Here is a 20,949-nt window from a genome sequence, read left to right as displayed (position 1 = left end):
AGCCCGCTCCCACATTTGACCGCATTCCAATGTGGGAGCGGGCTTGCTCGCGAAGAATTCAGCGCGGTTTTGTGCCAAACGCCGAAGCGGTGATCCCCCATTGCCCCAGCCAATAACTGAGGATGATCACGTAAGGCGCCGCGTCGAATGGCACTACGAAACGGCTGATGCCAATCACACTGTCGGAAAACACAAACGCCACGGCCCCGCCCGCCGCCAGCAGCGCTGAACGCTTGGAAACATCGGTACCGAGCCGCGCGAGGGCGCGCCAGAGCATGGCGCTGATCGCCAGGCCGTAGACGATAACCGGGATCAACAATGGCCCCAGCCCATGGGAAATCAGAATTCCCAGCAGAATGGCGCCGACACTGAGGGCAATGAACAGCGGCAGCAACGCCGGACGCCGGCAATCGCTCAGGTAGGCTTTCAGATAGGCCAGATGCGCAACCAGAAACGCGCCCAAGCCAAACACGAACAAGTCCCCCGGCCACGCCAGCAGCACGTCGCCGAGCAAGGAGAAGATCAAGCCCAGGCTGATCCAGCGTCGATATTCGCCGGGCGGTGCGTCGTGCAGCCACCCGAGCAGCGCCAGCACCGGCAGTGGCTTGACCAGCAGGCACAGGAGAGACGCATGCACGCTCAGGCCGTAAAGAAAGGTTACCGCGCCCATTAGCGCCAGAATCAGCCAACCCACGGTCAGTTAACCGAGATCGCGCAGTCGAAGGATTCGACCGGCAGCACTTCCGGCGCCCACGGCTGTTGCGAGGTCAGGCGCAAACGCCCGGTGCCGGTCGCAAACGCCTGGAAGCGCCAGGTCGATACCCCGGCCGCGCCGACGATGCCGGCATCTTCCGGGTTTCGATAAACCTCTGGCCCCAGGGCGTGCAAGACACCACCAGCCGAATCCTGGATCGCCCAGCGATAACCCGTGGTCGGATTGCTCGGCAGGGTCAGGATCAGGTTTTGCCCGTTGGTGAGTTTCACCGGACATTCGCTTTGTTTTTCCACGGTCACGTTCTGTTTCGGTTGCGTGGCACACGCGGCCAGCAAGGCGAGGGCGAGGGGGACAAGCAGGCGAATGGGGGACATGAGGTCAGTGGCTCCGGCGTTCACGACGAACGGCGAGCATAACCGAGATGAGACAAAGTGTGACAGCTGCGGGAATTGGTGTTGTGAGTACCGACGCCTTCGCGAGCAAGCCCGCTCCCACATCAGACCGAGTGGCTTGCTGATTACGCGATCAAATGTGGGAGCGGGCTTGCTCGCGAAGACGATGGAGCAGGCGCTAGTGATATATCAGAACAGCACCTTCGCCACATCCGCAAAGCGCTTGGCAAAGTGCACGGTAATGCCTTCCGTCAGGTATTCCGGTAGCTCCTCGAAGTTCCCGCGGTTGGCCTCTGGCAGAATCAGTTCGAAGATCTTCTGCCGCCGCGCCGCAATCACTTTTTCCCGCACCCCGCCAATCGGCAATACATGCCCGGTCAACGTCAGTTCGCCGGTCATGGCCACGCCTTTTTTCGGCGGCTGGTTGCGCGCCAGCGACAGCAGGGCGCTGGCCATGGTCACGCCGGCGCTCGGGCCGTCTTTCGGCGTGGCGCCTTCCGGCACGTGCAGGTGGACGAAGGCTTCGTCGAAGAACTTCGGATCGCCGCCATACGACTTCAGGTGCGAGCTGACGTAGCTGTAGGCGATCTCCGCCGACTCTTTCATCACGTCACCCAGCTGCCCGGTGAGCTTGAACCCACGGTTGAGGGTGTGGATGCGCGTGGCTTCGATCGGCAGGGTGGCGCCGCCCATGCTGGTCCAGGCCAACCCGGTGATCACGCCGACACCCGCCAGCACCTGCTCGTTGCGGAACACCGGCTTGCCGAGGGAGGCCTCCAGGTCTTTCGGCCCGAGCTTGATCACAGCCTGCGGCTCGTCGAGCAGTTTCATCACCGCCTTGCGCACCAGTTTGCCGAGGTTTTTTTCCAGCTGGCGCACGCCGGCTTCACGGGCATAACCGTCGACCAACGCCTTGAGCGCGCTGTCGCTGATGCTCAGGCTGCTCTTGGACACGCCGGCTTTCTCAAGCTGCTTGGGCCACAGGTGACGTTTGGCGATGGCGACTTTTTCCTGGGTGATGTAACCCGACAGGCGGATCACTTCCATCCGGTCCAGCAGCGGGCCGGGGATCGAATCGAGGGTGTTGGCGGTGCACACGAACAACACTTTCGACAGGTCCAGACGCAGGTCCAGATAGTGGTCGAGGAATTCGACGTTCTGTTCCGGATCGAGGGTTTCCAGCAGCGCCGAGGCCGGGTCGCCCTGGTAGCTCTGGCCCATCTTGTCGATCTCGTCGAGCATGATCACCGGGTTCATCACTTCGACGTCTTTCAACGCCTGGACCAGTTTGCCCGGCTGCGCGCCGATGTAGGTGCGGCGGTGGCCCTTGATCTCGGCTTCGTCGCGCATGCCGCCGAGGCTGAAACGATAGAACGGCCGGCCCAGGGATTCGGCGATGGATTTGCCGACGCTGGTCTTGCCCACGCCCGGCGGACCGACCAGCAGTACGATGGAGCCGCTGATCTCGCCTTTGTACGCCCCGACCGCGAGGAATTCGAGGATGCGGTCCTTGATGTCGTCGAGGCCGGCGTGATGTTTGTCCAGCACCTTGCGCGCGTGCTTGAGGTCGAGTTTGTCCTCGCCGTAGACGCCCCACGGCACCGAGGTTGCCCAGTCGAGGTAGTTACGGGTGACTGCGTACTCGGGCGAGCCGGTTTCCAGCACCGACAGCTTGTTCATCTCTTCTTCGATGCGCTTTTGCGCTTGCGACGACAGCACCTTGCCGGTCAGTCGTTGCTCGAACTGTTCAAGGTCGGCGCTGCGGTCGTCCTTGGTCAGGCCCAGCTCCTGCTGGATGACCTTGAGTTGTTCCTTGAGGAAGAACTCGCGCTGATGTTCACCGATCTTGCGGTTAACTTCGGCGGAAATCTCTTTCTGCAGGCGCGCGACCTCGACTTCCTTGCGCAGCATCGGCAGGACTTTCTCCATGCGCTTGAGCATGGGCACGCAGTCGAGCACTTCCTGCAGTTCGCTACCGGTGGCCGAGGTCAGCGCGGCGGCGAAATCGGTCAGCGGCGACGGGTCGTTGGGGCTGAAGCGATTGAGGTAGTTCTTCAGCTCTTCGCTGTACAGCGGGTTGAGCGGCAGCAGTTCCTTGATCGCATTGATCAGCGCCATGCCATAGGCCTTGACCTCGTCGGTCGGCTCGGTGGGCTGGTGCGGGTATTCGACTTCCACCAGGTACGGCGGGCGGTGATGCTTGAGCCAGGTCTTCAGACGTACACGGGTCAGGCCCTGGGCGACGAACTGCAGCTTGCCGTTTTCGCGGCTGGCGTGGTGCACCTTGACCAGGGTGCCGTAGAGCGGCAGGGCCGAGGTGTCGAAGTGGCGCGGGTCTTCCTGGGGCGTGTCCATGTAGAACAGGGCCAGAGAGTTGTGTCCGGACTTGGCTACCAGGTCGAGCGTCTCGGCCCACGGCTCTTCGTTGACGATGACCGGCAGCACCTGGGCCGGGAAAAACGGTCGGTTGTGGATCGGGATGATGTAGACCTTGTCCGGTAGGTTCTGGCCGGGCAGGGCCAGGCCTTTGCCGGCTGTGTGGTGCGGTGCGTTTTCCGGGTCTGCGTATTCGCTCGGGTGTTCGGGGAATTCTTGCTGGTCGCTCATGGGGGCACCTGCGCAATGGGTATGGGTCTTAGATGGGGCAGGTTGGCGGTGGTTTCAACGGTCATTTTCTGCAACGCGGTGTTTCGAAGGCGTGTTCAGCGCAGAGACAGGTTAGCTGGATTTCGGCATGACACCGGCCCCCTGTAGGAGCGAGCCTGCTCGCGATGGTGTGTCAGTCGGCATCAATTTGCCTGACACACCATCGCGAGCAAGCTCGCTCCTACAGAGTGGTTTTGTGGTGGCAACAAAAAAGGCGACTCCTGTGGGGGAGTCGCCTTTGATGTTTACTGCCGCTGAAACTTATTCCGACAGTTTGTACGCAATCACATAGTCACCCATCTTGGTGCCCAGCGAGCCGTGGCCACCGACGACCAACAGCACGTACTGCTTGCCGTCCTTGCCGGTGTAGGTCATCGGCGTAGCCTGGCCGCCAGCCGGCAGGCGAGCTTTCCACAGCTCTTTGCCGGTGTTGACGTCGTAGGCGCGCAGGTACTGGTCCAGGGTGCCGCTGAGGAAGCCGACGCCGCCTGCGGTGACGATCGAGCCGCCCATGCTCGGCACGCCGAGGTTCATGCCGACAGGAATTGGCGAGCTGTCGCGGCTGGTGCCGTTCTTGCGTTTCCACACGACTTTGCCGGTGGTCAGGTCGATGCCGGCCACGTAGCCCCAGGCCGGAGCCTGGCACGGTACGCCGAACGGCGACATGAACGGGTGCATGATCACCGCGTAAGGTGCGCCCGTGTTCGGTTGCACGCCCGCTGTTTCGCTCTCGCGCTTGCTGCCGGCTGCTACTTCAGCACGTGGCACCATTTTCGAGACGAAGGCCATGTAGTTCGGGCTGGTGAACAGCAGCTGGCGAACCGGGTCGACCGAAACGCCGCCCCAGTTGAAGACGCCGACGTTACCCGGATAGATCAGGCTGCCCTGTTCCGACGGCGGGGTGTACTGACCTTCGTAGCGCAGCTCCTTGAACTGGATGCGGCACAGCATCTGGTCAAACGGGCTGGCGCCCCACATGGCTTTTTCGGTCAGTTCCGGGGCCAGCAGGTTCAGGTCCGAACGGGCCTGGGTCGGGGCGGTGTGGTCGCCTTTCACGGCGCCTTGCGGAACCGGGATTTCCTTGATCGGGATGATCGGCGTGCCGTCACGACGGTCGAGGACATACAGGCTGCCCTGTTTGGTCGGAGCGATCAGCGCAGGTTTCACGCCGTCGGCGGTTTTCATGTCGAGCAGGGTTGGCTGGCTGCCAACGTCCATGTCCCACAGGTCGTGGTGGGTGAACTGGTAGTTCCAGCGTACCTTGCCGGTAGCGAGGTCCAGGGCGACCAGGCCGGCGCTGAATTTCTCGGCGCCTGGAGTGCGGTCGGCGCCCCACTGGTCAGGCGTCTGGTTGCCCAGTGGCAGGTAGACCATGCCGAGTTTTTCGTCGACGCTGGCCAGCGACCACATGTTCGCCGAGTTGCGGCTGTAGGTCTGGCCCGGGGCCAAGGGTTCGGTGGCGTCCGGGTTGTTGCTGTCCCAGTTCCATACCAGATGACCGTCGCGCACGTCGTAGGCGCGGATCACGCCGGACGGCTCGTTGGTCGATTCGTTGTCGGTGACGTGGCCGCCCATGATCACCAGATCACGGGTGATCGCGGCTGGCGAGGTGGAGTAGTAGCCACCGGCGGTGAACGGGCCGATGCCTTGGGTCAGGTCAACCACACCGTTGGTGCCGAAGCCTTCGCAGATCTTGCCGGTGTCGGCGTTGAGTGCGATCAGGCGTGCATCGGCGGTTGGCAGGTACAGGCGACGCGGGCAAGCCTGGGCAACGGCTTTGCCGGCCTCGGAGATGACGGCGGACGCAGCGGTTTCAGACTTGGCGTAAGCGGCTTCGTCGTAGTACGACACGCCACGGCAGGTCATGTGGGCGAAGCCCTTGAAGCCCACCGGGCTCTTGATCTGCGGGTCGAAACGCCACAGTTCCTTGCCGGTGTCCGGGTCCAGCGCCAGCACCTTGCTATGGGCGGTGCAGGCATAGAGCATGCCGTTGGCCTTGAGCGGGGTGTTTTCGTTGGTCAGTTCCACCGGGTCATCGGCGGTTGGCAGATCGCCGGTCTGGATACGCCAGGCTTCCTGCAGCTTGCCGACGTTACCCGGGGTGATCTGCTTGAGCGGCGAGTAGCGGTCACCGAATTCGCTGCGGCCATAGGCCTGCCAGTCTCCGTCAGGCATTTGTGGCGCAGTGCTGGCCATGTCAGCCGAGTCACGACCCAACTCGCCAAAGGTCTCGCCCGGATGGGTGAACTGGCTAGCCAGGGCGGTAACACCGGCCAGGACCACGGCCACGCTCAAGGCGCCAGTGCCCATGGGGGCAGGGCCGTTGATCAGCAATGGGCGACGGAACCACGGCAGCAGCATCACCACGCCGAGGGCGAACCACAGCGCCAGGCGCGGCACCAGTTGCCACCAGTCCAGGCCGACTTCCCACAGGGCCCACACAGTGCTGGCGAACAGCACCAGGGCATACAGGCCCAGCGCTGCGCGGCGGGCGGCGATCAGCAACACGCCGGTCAGCGTCAGGCCGATACCGGCCAGCAGGTAATACAGCGAGCCGCCGAGCATGCTCAGCTTGATCCCCCCGGCCAGCATGGCCAGGCCCATCAGTAGAAGCAGTATGCCGAGCAGGGCCGGCAATAGACGGCTTCGACCCAAGGCACCATCAGTGCTCATAGTGTGATTCTCCGTGACGTTTCAAGTAGTCCCGCGCCAGTTCACTGTAGATGACGATCCGGCGCGGGCAGGGTTCATATAAAACCGGTTTGGCTGACGCAGTCCCTGTAGGAGCGAGCTTGCTCGCGAAAAGCCTGAGAACGCCGCGGGGTGTCAGGCTCGTAGCGTTATCGTTCACGTCCATCGCGAGCAAGCTCGCTCCTACAGGGGTTTGTGGTGTTGCTTAGAACGACGACTGGATCTTGATCCCGCCAATCAGCGCGTCATCGACCTGGTCAACGCCACCGGGATGGCGGATGTATTGCAGGTTCGGGCGTACGGTCAGCCAATTCGTAACGTGCACGCCGTAATAGAGTTCGGCGCTGTATTCGGTGTCCTGCGGTGGCAGGAAGGCCGGATCGTCGAAGTCGAAGACGGCATGGGCCTGGTTGGTCGCCTCGGCGTTTTTGCGCAAGGCCGGGTTGACGTGCACGCGGGCCATGGCGAAACCGATGTCGTCCTTGGCGCGGGCATCGAACGGGCCTTTGTAGACAAGGCCGGCCTGGACGTAGTTGTCGATGGCATTGGTTTTCTTGTCGTGCATTGTGCCGTTGGCGAACAGGCTCAAGCCGCGGGAGTGGTCGCTGGCGAGGCTGGTGACTTGCTGTTGAAGGCCCAGCCACACGCCGTGTTTGCTCGAGGCGCTGCGGTAGGCCTCGCCACTCAGGGCGGCAGGCTGGCCGTTGCTGTCCTTGTAGACGTCGGTGGCCTTGGCGCTGCTGTAGTAGTAACCGGCGCGATATTCGCCCGGCAGGCCGTTGAGCTTCGGCGTCCACACCAGCTCCACCGGCAGGACCGCGCCCTGGGTGCCGCTGCCGCTGAGCTTGAAGCCATTGCCGCGATCCAGGTTCGACGAGTTTTGCTCATAGGCGCCAACCTGCGCGTACAACTCGGGCGTCAGGTGATATTTGACCCGCATCGCCCACTGGCTGACCGGCCAGTTGTACCAGATGTCGCCCGCCCAGTTGCCGACCTGGGAGCCGCAGAACGCCAGGTTCTGGAAGTCGCAGGGGAAGCTGTTGAAGTCTTCGCCCTCACCGAAACGGCCGACCTTGATATCGAGCTTCTGATCGAAGAATTTCTGCTGATACCACATCTGCGTCAGGCGCCAGGTCTGGCCACGTCCCCAGACTTCCTGGGCCGAGGTGAAACCGCCGACGCGCGGATCGTTGATGCGGTCGTTGCTGATGTTGTTGCCGCTGCGTTCGGTAATGGTCAGCTGAAACTCGGCATCGTCCCAGCCGAGGATCTTCTGCAAGTCCAGGTGGGTGCCCAGGCCGAACTGGTCGCTGTAGCGCGCGGTGCGGTCGTGGTCGTGGCCACCGTGCAGGTTGCTGCCCATCTCGCCGGTGTAATCGACTTTGAAGTCGTAGCCTTTTTCCGCAAGTTCAGTGCGAGTGCCGTTCCAGTCGCCGAGCATCCACGGTGAGTCGCTTTCGAATGCCGCAGCGGCCTGGACACAGGTGGCGAGGCCGAACGCGGTGAATCCGCCGATCAGTTTGAGGGCGTTGTGGCAAGAGACAGTCTTAAAGACAGCGCTGTCTTTCGAAAATCGTAAATCAGGCATAGAGAAGAAATTCTTGATCTTTTTCTGGGGGATGAGCGGAAGAAGTGGCTGGCGGAAGCGTTTCAGCTAAGGCAGGCGCAAGGATAATGATCTGTTACAAATAGAGAAAGGGGTTTTACTGACATGCATCCTTTCGGATTTGGTAACAGTGTTCCCCTGTAGGAGCGAGCTCGCTCGCGATGGTCGTGAACGAAAACGCGTAAAACCAGATGCCCAGCGGTGTCCTTGCGTTTTTCGCGAGCAAGCTCGCTCCTACAGGATCCCAGGATCCCAGGATCCCAGAATCCCAGAATCCCAGAATCCCAGAATCCCAGAATCCCAGAGTCCCAGAGTCCCAGGGTCCCAGAGTCCCAGAGTCCCAGGGTCCCAGAACCCCGGGATCACCTACATTTAACAGACCGCTTCCCCCCAACGAAGCCCTCGGCTAAGGTGCGCGGCTTCCCATCCCTACATCGCTGAAGGCCCGGCATGACCGAACAGACCCACGACCCGCTGCACGGCGTAACCCTGGAGCAAATCCTCAACACCCTGGTTGAGCACTACGAATGGTCGGGGCTGGCCGAGCGCATCGATATCCGCTGCTTCAAGAGTGACCCGAGCATCAAGTCGAGCCTGACGTTCCTGCGTAAAACCCCGTGGGCGCGGGAGAAGGTTGAGCGCCTCTACGTGAAACTGATGCGCACCAAGCGTCCGCTCTGACATGTTCATCCCGTCAGTCGCGCGGCGTCGTTTCGCCGCCATCGCTGCCGTCCTTGGCTGGGCCGGATTGAGTATCCAGCTGTACCTGATTTTCTACTCGCGCTGGACGCTGGCAGCCAGTTTGACAGGTGGCCTGGTGAGCTTTTTCAGCTATTTCACCGTGCTCAGCAATACGCTGGTGGCAACCGTGCTGACCTGTGAAGCGACGTCCCGCGAGTCGGCCGCGCGCCGCTGGTTTTTGCAGCCGTGGGTCAGCAGTGGAGTGGCCGTGAGCATCGCCGTGGTCGGCCTGGCCTACAGCCTGTTGCTGCGTCACTTGTGGCATCCGCAAGGCTGGCAATGGCTGGCCGATGAGCTGCTGCATGACGTCATGCCGCTGTTGTTTCTGGGCTATTGGTGGTGCTGTGTGCCCAAGGGCATGTTGCGCTTGGGGCACATCGCGTTATGGGTGATTTATCCACTGGTGTACTTCGCCTATTCCCTGTTGCGCGGGAATTTGCTGGCGGTTTATCCGTATCCGTTCATTGATGTGGAGAAGCTGGGTTATCCACAGGTGTTTATCAATGCCGGGGGATTGCTGGCGGGGTTTGTGGTGATTGCGTTGTTGTTGATCGCGTTGGATCGATTGCGCGCTGCCCGCAAGTGAACGCTGATTGTGGTGAGGGGGCAAACCCTCTCGCCACAATATTGAGTTGCTGTCATTCCTCGTCGCTGTCATCCAGCCGCCAGTAACCGACGGCTTTTACGAACTGTTCATCCAGCCCATGCTCATCGAGTAACACCCGGCGAATCTGCCGCGACACCTTGCTCTCGGTCGCGACCCAGGCATACAAGCTTCCTGCAGGAACCTGGATCTGACGCACAGTGCTCAGCAAGTGGTCCTTGCCACCTTCGCGCAGCACCCAGAGCACATTGATCTCGGCAGCGCTCTGCAGTACTTGTTGCTCCTTGCCGTTCTCCACTTCGACAATCACCAACGCCCGGCGATTGGCCGCCAGCCCTTCCAGGCGGCGGGCGATGGCGGGCAGGGCGGTCTCATCACCGATCAGCAGGTAGCTGTCGAAAATGTCCGGCACGATCATCGAGCCACGGGGCCCGCCGATGTGCAGAAACTGACCTGGCTTGGCCTGTTCTGCCCAGGTCGAGGCCGGGCCGTCGCCGTGCAGGACGAAATCGATGTCCAGCTCCAACGTGTTCAGGTCGTAGCGGCGCGGCGTGTAGTCACGCATGGCCGGCATCGCCCCGTTGTCCTTGCCGGCGCCAAGCACCAGGGTTTCCAGGGCTGCAGCTTGCTCGGCGTTCTGCGGGAACAGCAACTTGACGTGATCGTCCGTACCAAGGCTGACGAAACCTGCCAGTTCCGGACCGCCCAGCGTGATCCGACGCATGCGTGGAGTCAGGTCGACTACCCGCAGCACTTCCAGGCGACGCCGTTTGATTTCGTGCATGACGCGGTGAATGGTTTGGGAAGGCAGGATAACGTCGATCATTCGGCTGTCTCCTGGGCAGGCTGAACGGCAGGGCCGTCGACAATGGCTTTGGCGGTGTTGTTGAGCAGGGTCGAGACGCGCCGGATTTCTTCCGGGCTCCAGCGGCCATGGTGCAGTTGCAGGGCATGGCGCAGGTTGTGCACCGCCTCGTGGATTTCCGGTGGACGATCATGACCGCGCAGGGAGCGTTTGCTGACATCGATGCGCACCCGCACACCTTCAAGTGCAACGGCCTGCTCGATCAGGGACTGGCGCCCGGCGTCTGTCACGCCGTAGCGTTTTTTTCCGCCTTCGGCGTCGCCCTGGATCATTTCGCTTTCTTCCAGAAAGGTCAGGGTCGGATAGATCACTCCGGGGCTGGGGCTGTAGGCGCCATCGAACATGCCTTCGATCTGGCGGATCAGGTCGTAGCCGTGGCAGGGCTGTTCGGCGATCAAGGCCAGCAGCAGTAATTTCAGGTCGCCGGGGGCGAACACTCGCGGACCCCGACCACCGCGTTCACGGCCGGGGCGCTTCTCGAAACCGTCGTGGCCGTCGCCGTGTTCGCGGTGGGGGGAATGATGGTCTCTCATTTTCGCTTTCTCTCGTCGTGTTTAGATACAACTTAAGATATATCTTAACGATAATGCAAGACCGCCCGACCAGCGGACGCCCCCAGCGTCACCCCTGAGAAACCGTCAAGATCGAAAAATTAGTGGGTATTAATGCAGGCGAATAACTTGAAATTAGTGTTAACTCTCTAATGTCATGTTTTCGACTATTGTTTGCGGGGCTTGTAGTATCGGTCTTACAGAAGTAACTTCGTGAGTGGTTGCTAATCATTGCCTATAAAGTGCGATTTGTAGTCTGTCTCTTACAGTCAAACATTGGTTTTTATGTTGTTTCAGGTTTTTTCTTTCCAGGGTGGTAGCACTTTGGCTACGCACTTGCAGGAATTTGCCTGCTTACTTTCCAGATCTATTGAATCATCATCTTTCGGCGTTGAAAGTTCAGCTGAGCAAATAACTGCTCGTGACTGTTTTTGCTCATCAGGAACTTTCAACTCTTTAATCCTTTTAAAAGACAGGTACTGAAAGATGTTCAAGAAAATCGCGTTTGCTGCTCCTCTGGCTGTTCTGGCACTCAGCTCCTCGATGGCATTCGCCGCTACCGAAGCCCGGCACTCCATCAGTCTGACTGCCAATGTTCCAACTGACGATTTCTACGCGGTACCAGTCGATGCAGATCTGGTCAACAAGGATCAGGACATGAGCTACAACCCAGGCATCGACGCCATGAAAACCGTCGACGGGCACTTTGACGTCCTTCACACCGCCGGCAAGGTCAACGCGCGACTCGAAGGCGTTCCAAAGCTGATTGCCGGTAGCAAAACCATTGATTTGAAAGTCGAACTCAATGGCAAGACGTTGAACACCACTTCGCAGGAAGTCGTTGGAGATACTGAGTCCAATACGCGTTATCGTGCACCGTTCAAAATCAGTGCAGTCACTAGCGGTAAACCTGATGCAGGCGACTACACCGGTGTTGTCATGCTGGTCGTTGAACCTTCTGTCTAAGTAAGGCATTCGACGCTAAAACGCTTACTTATTCCAAGTAACGTACTCGGTCGGCAAACTTTCCGGTTTGTCGGCCGTGCTTTGACTTTCCCGTAATCAGAGTACTTTTTCATGTTCCCGATGACGCCCATCGCGGCAGCGCTTGCGCTGCTGTTATGTAGCAGTGCATTTGCGGCGCCGACTTCCGTTGTTAATACGCCGCGAAGTTTGCTGGCCCAGGCCAAAGGCCTGCCGGCAGAGTTCGAGGAGCACTTTTTCGATGTTCCGTTGGCGGTTCGGGTCGAACTCGATCAACAGCCCCTCGGCGAGGCGATGATTGTGTTATCTCGCGATGACCGGGTCACCTTGCTCGATTTCACCGACACCAGCGACAGCCGTTTCAGCGCCAGCGAGCGCGACACCTGGGCCGATATACTCAAGCCCGGCGTGGCGCTGGGCTCCTGCAGCGCAAAGTGCCCGGAGCAAATGCTGGCCGTTCACTACAACCTGGAAAATTCATTGCTGTCCGTCGTTACGGAAAATGCCGAGCGCGACAGTGAAGCCAGACGCTTCTACGACCAACCCGAAGGCGGCAGCAGCGGCCTGATGGTACGCAACCAGCTCAATCTCAATGGCGGGCAGGATCAGGACCTGGGCGGCCGATTTGGCCTGGAAGCCAGCGGTAGCATGGGCAACTGGAGCCAGACCTTCAATATGCAACTGGCGCGTCTGGGCGGGCCGGACGACAAGCTCTACCACGCCGTACATGAGCTGCACACCCAGCGCGAACTGCAAGGCAGTTTTTTCCGACTGGGTTACTTCACCCCCAATTCCGAAGGCCTGACCCGGCAACCCCGTTCGTTCGGCACCAGCCCCGATACGGCGGTTGGCTTGATGTTCGGCAGCTCCGACAGCCTGGCGATCAACTCACCGAAACCCAGCGTCTATCCCGTATACGTCACCGCCAACCGCCAGGCTTCGGTGGAAATCTATCGCGATGGCCTGCTGCTCAACACCCAGTCGGTGCCGGCCGGGTTGCAGACCCTCGATACCCGGCCATTGCCGGGAGGTATCTACGAAGTGGAAGTGCGCCTGATCGAAGACGGCCAGATCACCTCGACCACCCAGGAGCTGATCTACAAACCGACCAACTGGCGCAACCACGACGAGCGTTGGCGCTACAACCTTTTTGCCGGCCAGGAAACCAGGCTGCTCAGCAACTGGAATCAACAGGACAGTGGTGACGCCACGGCGGGGGCGGCGGTCAACTACCTGCTGCATCCTCGGGTGATTCTCGGACTATCGGCGCGTCAGGTTCGGGAAAAACTGCAATACGGCACCTCGGTCGATTGGAGCCTGGCCAACAGCACCAGTGTCTACGCCAATTTTTACCAGACCGAAGACCACGGCACCGGCATCGATGTGCAGGGCCTGTACAACTACGGCTCGGGCAGCCTGGTGGTCAGCCACAACCGCAGTTGGCTCGACACCACCAACACTTTCGACACGTTGCCCGACGGTACCCGAGTACGCCAGCGCAATGTGTTCACCGGCGAGACCAGCAACTCGTCATTGGCGCTCAACCATCGGATCAGCCGCAGCAGTTCGTTGAATGCACGGGTTTCCCACAGTGACGGCAATGTTGAAGGCGTAGGCGTGGATCTGGGCTGGACCCAGCGCACCACAGTGATGGGCAGCGATGCCAACTGGCGTCTGTCGCTGTTTGATCGCCCCGGCAGCTTCAGCAGTGGCGATGCGCGTAACCGTGGTGTCGACTTGAGCATCAACATGGCATTGGGCGGGCCGGGTCAGCAGATATCCGGCAGCATCGGCACGCGCACCGCACGGGACGGCAGCCGCGACAACAATGCATCCCTGGGTTATCGCAAGGATTTGCAGGATCACGTCTTGCAGAACGTCTCGGTAACCGCACTGACCGATACCTACGGCGTCGGCGTTTCCAGTCTGGCGAACTTGCGCACCGACAGCGTCAACGGTGACGGCTTCATCCAGCGCTCGTCCTTCAACGGCAACTTCACCGGCGGCCTCAACGTCGACAGCACCCTGGTGGTCGGCGGCGACAAAATGCTCATGACCAGCCAGCACCAAGGCCGGGGCGCCGGGATGATCGTCGATGTGGAATCCGATATCGACGGCATCGCCCTGCGCGCCGATGACTTGAGTGGTGGTAGCGCGGCCCTGCGCCCGGGGCGCAACTTCATCCCGATCACGGCGTACCAGAACAGCTCGGTGAGCTTCGACTTCCAAGGCAACCACGCGCCGGCGGCAACCATCGAGCCCTCGCGCACCCGCTATCACCTGAACAAGGGGGGCGTGGAGTATCGCAAGGTGCGGGTGATGAAAACCTTCACCGTGCTTGGGCGTTTGCTCGATGCCCAAGGGCAGCCGCTCAAGGGCCATCACGTGATCAACCACGCCAGCCGTGGGGTGAGCGAAGTCGATGGCTTCTTCTCGATGGAAATGAACGCCGGCTCGCCGACGCTGGAAGTGCGTCATGCCGATCAGTTGCTGTGCCAGTTCCGCCTTGATGCGAGCCTGCATCGCAGTGAAAACAACGTGCTGATGATCGGTGATCTGCGCTGTACGCCGGATACCTTGGCGGATGCGTCTTATCAATCCGAGAAGGCGGGTTAACAATGATGAAGTTACTCTGCAAAGAACGATTGATCGCTCGAATCAGCATTGTGTTATTGGGGATATTGGTGTCTTTGGTATCACAACGGGTGGTTGCGCTGGATGTGAATATTACTGCCTTATTCAGACCGGATCCGGCAAATCCGTTGAAAAACGAGTTTATTAACACCACTCCACAAAGTGGCTATTGCGAGGCGCTGCCACAGTACTGTGTCAATCCGCCATTAATCAGTTTTCGACTCCCGATGCGTTTTCGATCGGCTTTCCCGATCAAGGCTAATCATCCTGTGCAGTCGGACGGTGCAATGTTCGGCGTCCCTGGACAATGGAGAACACTCCAGGTCAGGCACGTTTCGACCGGTGAAATGGCGGAGGTAGAAGTCAGGGTGGCAGGTATAGGGACCACTCATTTACTGGAAACACCCGTTAAGGAAATAGTGGGGGTGCCAGAGAGTACTTCTTCCGCTACGGCATTCGAAATGTTATGGGAGGGAGGGGGATGGGTCCATGGCGCCGGCCCCTGCAAATCCACGGGGTATCATGGTTCGAACTCATGGATGTATGGCTTTTTCTTAAGCGTAGATGCAACAGATGGTGTTTGTGCGAAGAAGGCCTTGTTTGAGATTCCTGTACTCAAGTACGACCATCTTGATCTGGGCTATGAACTGAGAACACCCAATCCGTTGAAGATGGCCACGGGTGTATATGTCGGAAGTATTATCTACACCATAGGGCCGCGAGGGGATATCGACATGGGGAATAACATGGTTGCCGAAGGCAGCAGTGTTATCAATCTCATGTTTACTCTGACGGTAGAGCACGAACTAAAGGTTGAACTTCCGCCGGGTGGTAACAAAATTTCGTTGGTGCCCCAGGGGGGCTGGCAAAGTTGGCTGCAGGCGGGACGCAAGCCCGTGCGGCTATTTCGTGACCAGACTTTCAATATATCGGCGTCTTCGCGTTTCAAGATGCATCTGGAATGTGAGTTCAGTGCCTTTCCCCACGATTGCCTGCTGGATGACCGAGTCTCTAAACGTGGGGTGGCGTTGCATGTCGGCGTCAGTCTGCCCAATGGGCTGACCGACATGGCCGGCCAACCCGTCAGGCAAATGCGCCTGCGCGCGGGAGCGGCCAACGCATTGCAGTTCCAACCGGGGTTCTACGTCGATAGAGCGCCGGGCGTGCTGCACTTTGAAGTGCCGCCGGACCAGATGGAATTCATGCTCAAGCCGGGTGCAGGTCCCTTTTACAGGGGCAATGCCACCGTTATCTGGGATTCGGAAGTCTGATGGGCAGCGTAGCCATAGTGCGGGTTCGCAAGAGGGTCAATGTCATGAGGTTCAAGGTTATGAAACGTGTGTGGTTATTGCTGGGTTTGTGCGGCTTTTCCCTGGGGCTCCAGGCCGGCCCGCAAATCAATGTCGGCACGGTGTACGACTATCTGGATGGCGAAAAAAGCACGTACCTCAAGCGCGTGTTCAACAGCGGCGACAGCACCGCGTTCGTCAAGGTCAACATCCTGGAAATCATCTATAACGCTGACGGTACGTCCAGTGAAGTGCCGGTCAAGACCCAGGCCGATGCCAGCGGCCGCGATGGGCTGATGGCCAGCCCGGCGCGGTTGATCGTGCCGGCCAACGGCATGCAGGGCACCCGTTTGCTGCACATGGGCAGCCGCGACACCGAGCGCTATTTCCGTGTGCGCTTCGTGCCGGTAGTGCCGGAAAAGGAAGACGAGTTCGCCGTGTCGGCGGAAGAGCGCGACGACTACAAAAAGAACCTGTCGGCGGGAGTCAACGTCATGACCGGCTTCGGCACGGTGTTTTTTGTTCGCCCGAGTAATGCGCGTTTCGACAGCGTGATCGACGACACCCCCGAGCGTTATCGCCTGCGCAACAAGGGCAATACCGTGGTGGTGATCGACGAGTTCCGCAACTGCTCGCGCAAGAACGAAACCGAGTGCGAACCGACCACCAAGCACCATGTGCTGGCGGGCAGGACCTTCGAGTTCGAGAAGAAGCCCGGGCGCGAATACCGTTTCAATGTGGTCGAGGGCGACAGCAAGAAAACCCTGCGCATCGCCAGCCAATAACAGCGCCTGCCGAGCGGTCCCGTACTTGATGCAACAGGTAATTGATATGAACAAGCAAGTGGCTTGCGCCTTGTGCATGGGCGCCCTGATGCTGAGCAGCGCGCTGGCGTACGCGGCGCGGGAAGAGCACAGATTCGAAGTGTCGGTGGACATTCCGACCCTGGGATTTTACGTGATACCCGCCGAATCGAACTGGATTCATCGTGAACAGACACTGTCGTGGGATCTGGGCACCTCGAGGCTGGGAGGGCTACGCAAAAATTTCGACGTGCGCCATGACTCCGGCGCCATCGAGGCCCGGCTGGAGAGTGCGCCGTATCTGTCCAATGGACGCGACGAGCAGAACATTTTCCTGCAGGTCCAATTCAATGATCGCTTGTTGAGCCATGAGCCTCAGCCCCGGGAAGTGGTGCCGGCGGAACAGGCCAGGACCGGCGGCCGTTTCCCTCTGGTAATTACACCGAGGCCGCCGGCCGGCGGCTACAAACCGGGGACTTACTATGGAAATGTCTTGCTGGTCTTCAGTGCGGCCGCGCCATGAAATTTCATTTTCATTGCGGGCTTTTGGAGCGGTTAATCGAGGTACAGGGAATGCACTCAATAAATAAACTGAAGTGCACGCTTATAAGCGTGTTTACTTTGTTTTGTTCAATGTCATCAAACGCAGCGACCATTGAGATGACAGCGGTGTTTCGTCCTGATCCGTCGAAACCCATGCACAACGTGTTTCAGAATACGACACCACAGAGCGGGCATTGCAAGGATCATCCGAATTATTGTGAGGAGGGGGTTTTCAGTATCGGGGTACCGATTCGTTTCAGGTCCGTCGCGCCTTTCCTGCCGATGCATGATGAGCGCCAGGGCCCCATGTTTCGGGTGCCGTCATCCTGGAAAGAGCTGAATGTCACCCATGACGTTACCGGGGAAACCGAAACAGTCAGAATGCGGGTCGTGGGCATAGGTGGCGCGTACACAGTCAAACTGCCGTTTCCCGAAGGCATGTGGAACCGTCCTTGGGGGTATGCTCCTGCTCCCTGTCTACATGGCGGAGTGGCCTATGCCAGCCCTTACTTTTATGCCTTCTTTTGGAAAGTGCCGCCCAATGCGGGCACTTGTGCAAAACAGGCTATTCAGTTAATTCCCGAAACTTATGGGTTTGCTTATCAGGATCTGACTTTTTCTTATGAGCTCGAAACGCCTCAGCCTCTGAAAATGTCGTCAGGGACCTACAGGGGCGTGTTGTCCTACAGTGTGGGGCCACATAAAGAATTCGATATGGGCGATATCATGTTGCCCGATGATGATGTCATCCAACTTGATTTTGCATTGAACGTAGAACACACCCTCAAAGTCGATATTCCGCCGGGTGGTAACAGCGTTGTGTTGGAGCCCAAAGGCGGTTGGCAGAGCTGGTTGCAGGCGGGGCGCAAACCTGTGCGGCTGTTCCGCGACCAGACCTTCAACATTTCCGCGTCATCGCGTTTCAAGATGCATTTGATGTGCGGACACAGCACCGTCTATGACCAATGCGGGCTTTATAGCATTGAGGCGAGGCGTATGATTGGGATCTATGTCAGCGTCAGTCTGCCCAATGGTCTGACCGACATGGCTGGACAACCCGTCAGGCAAATGCGCCTGCTCCCGGGAGAGGCCAATGCGTTGCAATTCCAACCGGGGTTTTATGTCGATAGAGCGCCGGGCGTGCTGCACTTTGAAATGCCGCCGCAACGTGTGGAAGAAATGCTCAGGCCGCCAGTAGGTCAACGTTACAGGGGCTCTGTCACCGTTATCTGGGATTCGGACGTCTGACGCAGAGCGTCGCAATGCTCCTGGACGGGCTGGCGGCAGTCGCCAGCCCGTCCAGGCACTGCACTGTTATTGCCCGGCTCGCCTTAACGCCTCGCGAGTCAAGCGTCTCGACAATTCCTTCTCTTCGTCGCCCAGGTCAACCAGCAATCGGTCAAAGATCGCATCGCTGATCGGCTCATCGGCAAAGACCACCGTGGGTGGCACCGGCAGATCATTCATCAGCTCCCACAGGCGGTTTCGCAGTTCACTCCGGTCTGTGTCCGCAGCTTGCGTCCACTCCCGCTGCACGCTGCGCAACGTCTCCAGTCGCTCGTATTTGGCCTGGTAGATTCGCTTGTTGGCTTCCATTCGGGCTGGATACCTTTCGCGCAGATAATCTTCCCAGAAATGCTGCTCAAGCATTTTGTTGACCAGGCCATCGCCTTCTTCCAGCGTCAGCACTGTGTCATAGGCCTGATTGACCATGGCATCGGTCACTCCGGACACGGGCCTGAAAAGCATGCCTTCGGATTGCCACGGCAAGCCCAGGCGCTGCGCCAGCCCGGTCTGGTAAGCCAGATAGACCTCTACATCGTCAGGGTTGCCGCCACGACTGGCGACGTCGGCACGGGCGATTTCATTGACCTGCTCCAGGCGAGCGGCACCCTTGGTCAGCGTCACCAGTTTGTTTTCAAGCTCGACGCGGTTGGTGGAGTACGAGTACGCCTCGGAGGCCAGCACCCGGATACCCATGTTGTTGAACAGTTGCGCACCGGCGTCGGCACAGTCCACGGGGGCGATGGCCATGGTGAACAGCTCCTCGCGCAAGCGTGTGTCGACCTGCACTGCATCGAGCATGCGCCAGATGCGTTGACGCAGCTGATCGCGCGCCGGGCCGCCGGCTCGATAGTCGGCCGAGTCCTGGGTGTTGACCAGCACTTCCATGAAGCGCTGGGCTCGGGGTTCGTCGATCAGGTCCGACCACAGAGTGGCGCGGTCAATGCCCCAACCGGGTACATCACTCCAGTGGTCGATGCTGATCATGGGGTCGATCTGACTGGACCAGGGCACGACGGGCTCCGGCGGCAACGAAAATGAGCGACGCATTTGCTGATAGAGCAATTGATCGACCTCAGACAAATTGCCCACACTCAGACGGCTGCGCGCCACGATCCAGGCGTGAGCAGAGCCAGGCACCACTTCGGGAACCCGGCGGATCGGGTTTGCTCGCAGGTCCAGCAGGAAGCCACGGGGTCTGGGTTTGCTGAACGTTCCGTTCGGCCAGGCTGAAAGTCCCGTGTACTTCAGCCCCACGACTTTCAGGCGAGGCATGCGCCCGATGTCCGGGCTCATGCCCAAAGGGTTGTCATCGAGCCGGAGGATTTCCAGGCGGGTCATTTTTTTCAGCCGATTCACTGTGGCCAGGTCCAGCACGATCTTGTTATCGCTCAGGCGCAGGCGTTCCAGCCTCGGCATCGTGTCCAGCCTTTTGGGCAGTATCGTCAGCTCGCAACCTTTGGCGCTGAGTTCACGAAGGTTGGGAAAGTCCTTGAGAATTCCGTTCAGCTCAATCGAAAAACGCGTGTTGTCGAGTTTGAGCTCGGTGACCTTGTCGAGGAATTTTTTCAGCTCCGGGCGTTTTGACCACCAGGTTTCCAGGTCCAGCGGCAAGAGCTCCCGAGAGAGGTCAAGGGAGTAGCTGGCCGGGTCGGTGCGGTTACCGAGGTCGGTGTTTTTGCGCCGGAAACATTCAATGAGCCGTTCGGCAATGTGTTGTCCGCCATCATCGCGGAAGCTGGTACCGCCGGGTCCCCAGGCCTGGGGTTGCTGATATTCCCAACGGTTGACGATTGTCCGCAGTTCGTCGAGCTCGTCCTCTTCGCGTTCCATGGCTTTGAGCGGCTCGCCTCGTTCGATCAAGGCATCGGCGTATGTATCGACCTCGCGTTCGCTGAAATGCGGGTAGAGGTCGCGAATGCGATCGTGCACGGTTGCGCCGTCCCTGCTCAAACCACCGCCACGCACCAGCAGCAGGGTTTCGTGTTCGGCAACTGGCCGCAAGGGCGGGGTGGCGAGGACTGTGCGACGTTCGGTGGGGGTGGCCTTGGCGATGACCCATTGTCTGAAAGACTCGCCGTCGCCCGGCCTGTAGCCCAATACGTTGCGCCCGTTCTTTTGAGTGGCATGGAGGAGGGCTTCAAAAAGACCTTCCGCTTCGTGGATCGGCTGGTCCGAGCCATCGCGTACGGTGTATTTTCCGGTGGCGTCCCGAATCAATACCCGCACCTGCGTTGCATTTTCGGAACCGGTGTCGCAACGAAGTTCGCCATCGAACGTTCCCTGGCGGATTTCAATGCGCAGGTCGGCAAAGGTATCGGTGTAGATTCGCAAGACTCCCAGCGCCAGGCGTTCGGTATCGATGCTGCTTAATGAGTCAAGGTACAGGCCCTGTGCCGCGCGAACCGATCGTGTTTCGAATTGGAGTTCGCGTGCGCGGGTTTTCAGGCGCAGTGGCAGGCGCTTGTTTTGCGCGATCCGCTGGCGCTCCGAGGGGGTGGCACTGGCGAGGATTCTTTGTGCGATGCTTTCTGGCAGGTCCGGGAAGTCGCTGAACAGCTGGCCAATTTCGGGGGAGGGCACCGGGGCGGGGCTGGCGGT

The 20,949-nt window shown here is 59.5% G+C and carries 16 protein-coding genes; 8 read left to right on the top strand and 8 right to left on the bottom strand.

Annotated features, from left to right (window positions below; genetic code table 11):
* Positions 1–58: 58 nt before the first annotated feature.
* The 5 genes from ACCD00_RS25260 to ACCD00_RS25240 all read right to left on the bottom strand — a co-directional run bounded on the left by ACCD00_RS25260 (position 59) and on the right by ACCD00_RS25240 (position 8,032).
* Entirely contained in the window at positions 59–694 is a 636-nt protein-coding gene (locus tag ACCD00_RS25260; protein ID WP_413428037.1) for a lysoplasmalogenase, read from the bottom strand.
* A gap of 2 nt (positions 695–696) precedes the next feature.
* Positions 697–1,089, bottom strand: a complete 393-nt coding sequence (locus ACCD00_RS25255) for a protease inhibitor I42 family protein (RefSeq protein WP_008016732.1) — start codon at positions 1,087–1,089, stop codon at positions 697–699.
* Between the two features lie 207 nt (positions 1,090–1,296).
* A complete protein-coding gene (lon, locus tag ACCD00_RS25250) occupies positions 1,297–3,714 on the bottom strand; it encodes an endopeptidase La (protein WP_413428036.1) in 2,418 nt (805 codons plus the stop codon).
* Between the two features lie 300 nt (positions 3,715–4,014).
* Positions 4,015–6,426: a glucose/quinate/shikimate family membrane-bound PQQ-dependent dehydrogenase gene (locus ACCD00_RS25245; protein ID WP_413428035.1), complete on the bottom strand. Its 2,412-nt coding sequence runs from the start codon at positions 6,424–6,426 to the stop codon at positions 4,015–4,017.
* Between the two features lie 223 nt (positions 6,427–6,649).
* The gene (locus tag ACCD00_RS25240; protein WP_413428034.1) at positions 6,650–8,032 is read right to left on the bottom strand and encodes a carbohydrate porin; all 1,383 of its coding nucleotides are present in this window, start codon (positions 8,030–8,032) and stop codon (positions 6,650–6,652) included.
* Between the two features lie 468 nt (positions 8,033–8,500).
* On the opposite strand from ACCD00_RS25240, the gene ACCD00_RS25235 reads away from it, so the two are divergent.
* Entirely contained in the window at positions 8,501–8,731 is a 231-nt protein-coding gene (locus ACCD00_RS25235) for a VF530 family DNA-binding protein (protein ID WP_413428033.1), read from the top strand.
* A 1-nt stretch (position 8,732) separates the two neighbouring features.
* Entirely contained in the window at positions 8,733–9,377 is a 645-nt protein-coding gene (locus ACCD00_RS25230) for a Pr6Pr family membrane protein (protein ID WP_413428032.1), read from the top strand.
* Positions 9,378–9,429: 52 nt separating this feature from the next.
* Here ACCD00_RS25230 and ACCD00_RS25225 read toward each other — a convergent pair whose 3' ends face one another.
* Positions 9,430–10,221 (bottom strand): siderophore-interacting protein, encoded by a 792-nt coding sequence (locus ACCD00_RS25225; RefSeq protein ID WP_413428031.1) that lies wholly within the window; start codon positions 10,219–10,221, stop codon positions 9,430–9,432.
* Positions 10,218–10,793, bottom strand: a complete 576-nt coding sequence (locus ACCD00_RS25220; protein WP_413428030.1) for a PadR family transcriptional regulator — start codon at positions 10,791–10,793, stop codon at positions 10,218–10,220. Before ACCD00_RS25220 ends, ACCD00_RS25225 begins: the two co-directional genes overlap by 4 nt.
* A 504-nt stretch (positions 10,794–11,297) precedes the next feature.
* Here ACCD00_RS25220 and ACCD00_RS25215 point away from each other — a divergent pair.
* The 6 genes from ACCD00_RS25215 to ACCD00_RS25190 all read left to right on the top strand — a co-directional run bounded on the left by ACCD00_RS25215 (position 11,298) and on the right by ACCD00_RS25190 (position 18,312).
* Entirely contained in the window at positions 11,298–11,777 is a 480-nt protein-coding gene (locus tag ACCD00_RS25215) for a CS1 type fimbrial major subunit (protein ID WP_413428029.1), read from the top strand.
* A gap of 111 nt (positions 11,778–11,888) precedes the next feature.
* On the top strand, positions 11,889–14,411 hold the full coding sequence (locus ACCD00_RS25210; RefSeq protein ID WP_413428028.1) for a CS1-pili formation C-terminal domain-containing protein: 2,523 nt from the start codon (positions 11,889–11,891) through the stop codon (positions 14,409–14,411).
* 2 nt (positions 14,412–14,413) lie between these two features.
* Positions 14,414–15,700 (top strand): hypothetical protein, encoded by a 1,287-nt coding sequence (locus tag ACCD00_RS25205; RefSeq protein WP_413428027.1) that lies wholly within the window; start codon positions 14,414–14,416, stop codon positions 15,698–15,700.
* A 59-nt stretch (positions 15,701–15,759) separates the two neighbouring features.
* Positions 15,760–16,503 carry a molecular chaperone gene (locus ACCD00_RS25200; protein WP_413428026.1) on the top strand — a complete coding sequence of 248 codons (744 nt, stop codon included), beginning with the start codon at positions 15,760–15,762 and terminating at the stop codon, positions 16,501–16,503.
* Between the two features lie 46 nt (positions 16,504–16,549).
* On the top strand, positions 16,550–17,044 hold the full coding sequence (locus tag ACCD00_RS25195) for a CS1 type fimbrial major subunit (protein WP_413428025.1): 495 nt from the start codon (positions 16,550–16,552) through the stop codon (positions 17,042–17,044).
* A complete protein-coding gene (locus ACCD00_RS25190) occupies positions 17,041–18,312 on the top strand; it encodes a hypothetical protein (RefSeq protein WP_413428024.1) in 1,272 nt (423 codons plus the stop codon). The genes ACCD00_RS25195 and ACCD00_RS25190 overlap by 4 nt, the downstream gene beginning before the upstream one ends.
* A 66-nt stretch (positions 18,313–18,378) precedes the next feature.
* Here the strand turns inward: ACCD00_RS25190 and ACCD00_RS25185 are convergent.
* Positions 18,379–20,949: NEL-type E3 ubiquitin ligase domain-containing protein (locus ACCD00_RS25185; RefSeq protein WP_413428023.1), on the bottom strand; the 2,571-nt coding region annotated here is incomplete at its 5' end.

The organism is Pseudomonas sp. Pseusp3 (assembly GCF_047304225.1).
GTDB lineage: Bacteria > Pseudomonadota > Gammaproteobacteria > Pseudomonadales > Pseudomonadaceae > Aquipseudomonas > Aquipseudomonas fluorescens_CD.
Note: the sequence above shows the minus strand (reverse complement) of the source record. Positions and strands in the feature narration are given on the sequence as shown.

Excerpts from the sequence above, each read along its gene's own strand:
- ACCD00_RS25200 (WP_413428026.1), top strand. The coding sequence starts at position 15,760 with ATGAAACGTGTGTGGTTATTGCTGGGTTTGTGCGGCTTTTCCCTGGGG.
- ACCD00_RS25255 (WP_008016732.1), bottom strand. The coding sequence starts at position 1,089 with ATGTCCCCCATTCGCCTGCTTGTCCCCCTCGCCCTCGCCTTGCTGGCC.
- ACCD00_RS25230 (WP_413428032.1), top strand. The coding sequence starts at position 8,733 with ATGTTCATCCCGTCAGTCGCGCGGCGTCGTTTCGCCGCCATCGCTGCC.
- ACCD00_RS25240 (WP_413428034.1), bottom strand. The coding sequence starts at position 8,032 with ATGCCTGATTTACGATTTTCGAAAGACAGCGCTGTCTTTAAGACTGTC.
- ACCD00_RS25220 (WP_413428030.1), bottom strand. The coding sequence starts at position 10,793 with ATGAGAGACCATCATTCCCCCCACCGCGAACACGGCGACGGCCACGAC.
- ACCD00_RS25205 (WP_413428027.1), top strand. The coding sequence starts at position 14,414 with ATGATGAAGTTACTCTGCAAAGAACGATTGATCGCTCGAATCAGCATT.
- ACCD00_RS25235 (WP_413428033.1), top strand. The coding sequence starts at position 8,501 with ATGACCGAACAGACCCACGACCCGCTGCACGGCGTAACCCTGGAGCAA.
- ACCD00_RS25195 (WP_413428025.1), top strand. The coding sequence starts at position 16,550 with ATGAACAAGCAAGTGGCTTGCGCCTTGTGCATGGGCGCCCTGATGCTG.
- ACCD00_RS25225 (WP_413428031.1), bottom strand. The coding sequence starts at position 10,221 with ATGATCGACGTTATCCTGCCTTCCCAAACCATTCACCGCGTCATGCAC.
- ACCD00_RS25245 (WP_413428035.1), bottom strand. The coding sequence starts at position 6,426 with ATGAGCACTGATGGTGCCTTGGGTCGAAGCCGTCTATTGCCGGCCCTG.
- ACCD00_RS25190 (WP_413428024.1), top strand. The coding sequence starts at position 17,041 with ATGAAATTTCATTTTCATTGCGGGCTTTTGGAGCGGTTAATCGAGGTA.
- lon (WP_413428036.1), bottom strand. The coding sequence starts at position 3,714 with ATGAGCGACCAGCAAGAATTCCCCGAACACCCGAGCGAATACGCAGAC.
- ACCD00_RS25215 (WP_413428029.1), top strand. The coding sequence starts at position 11,298 with ATGTTCAAGAAAATCGCGTTTGCTGCTCCTCTGGCTGTTCTGGCACTC.
- ACCD00_RS25210 (WP_413428028.1), top strand. The coding sequence starts at position 11,889 with ATGTTCCCGATGACGCCCATCGCGGCAGCGCTTGCGCTGCTGTTATGT.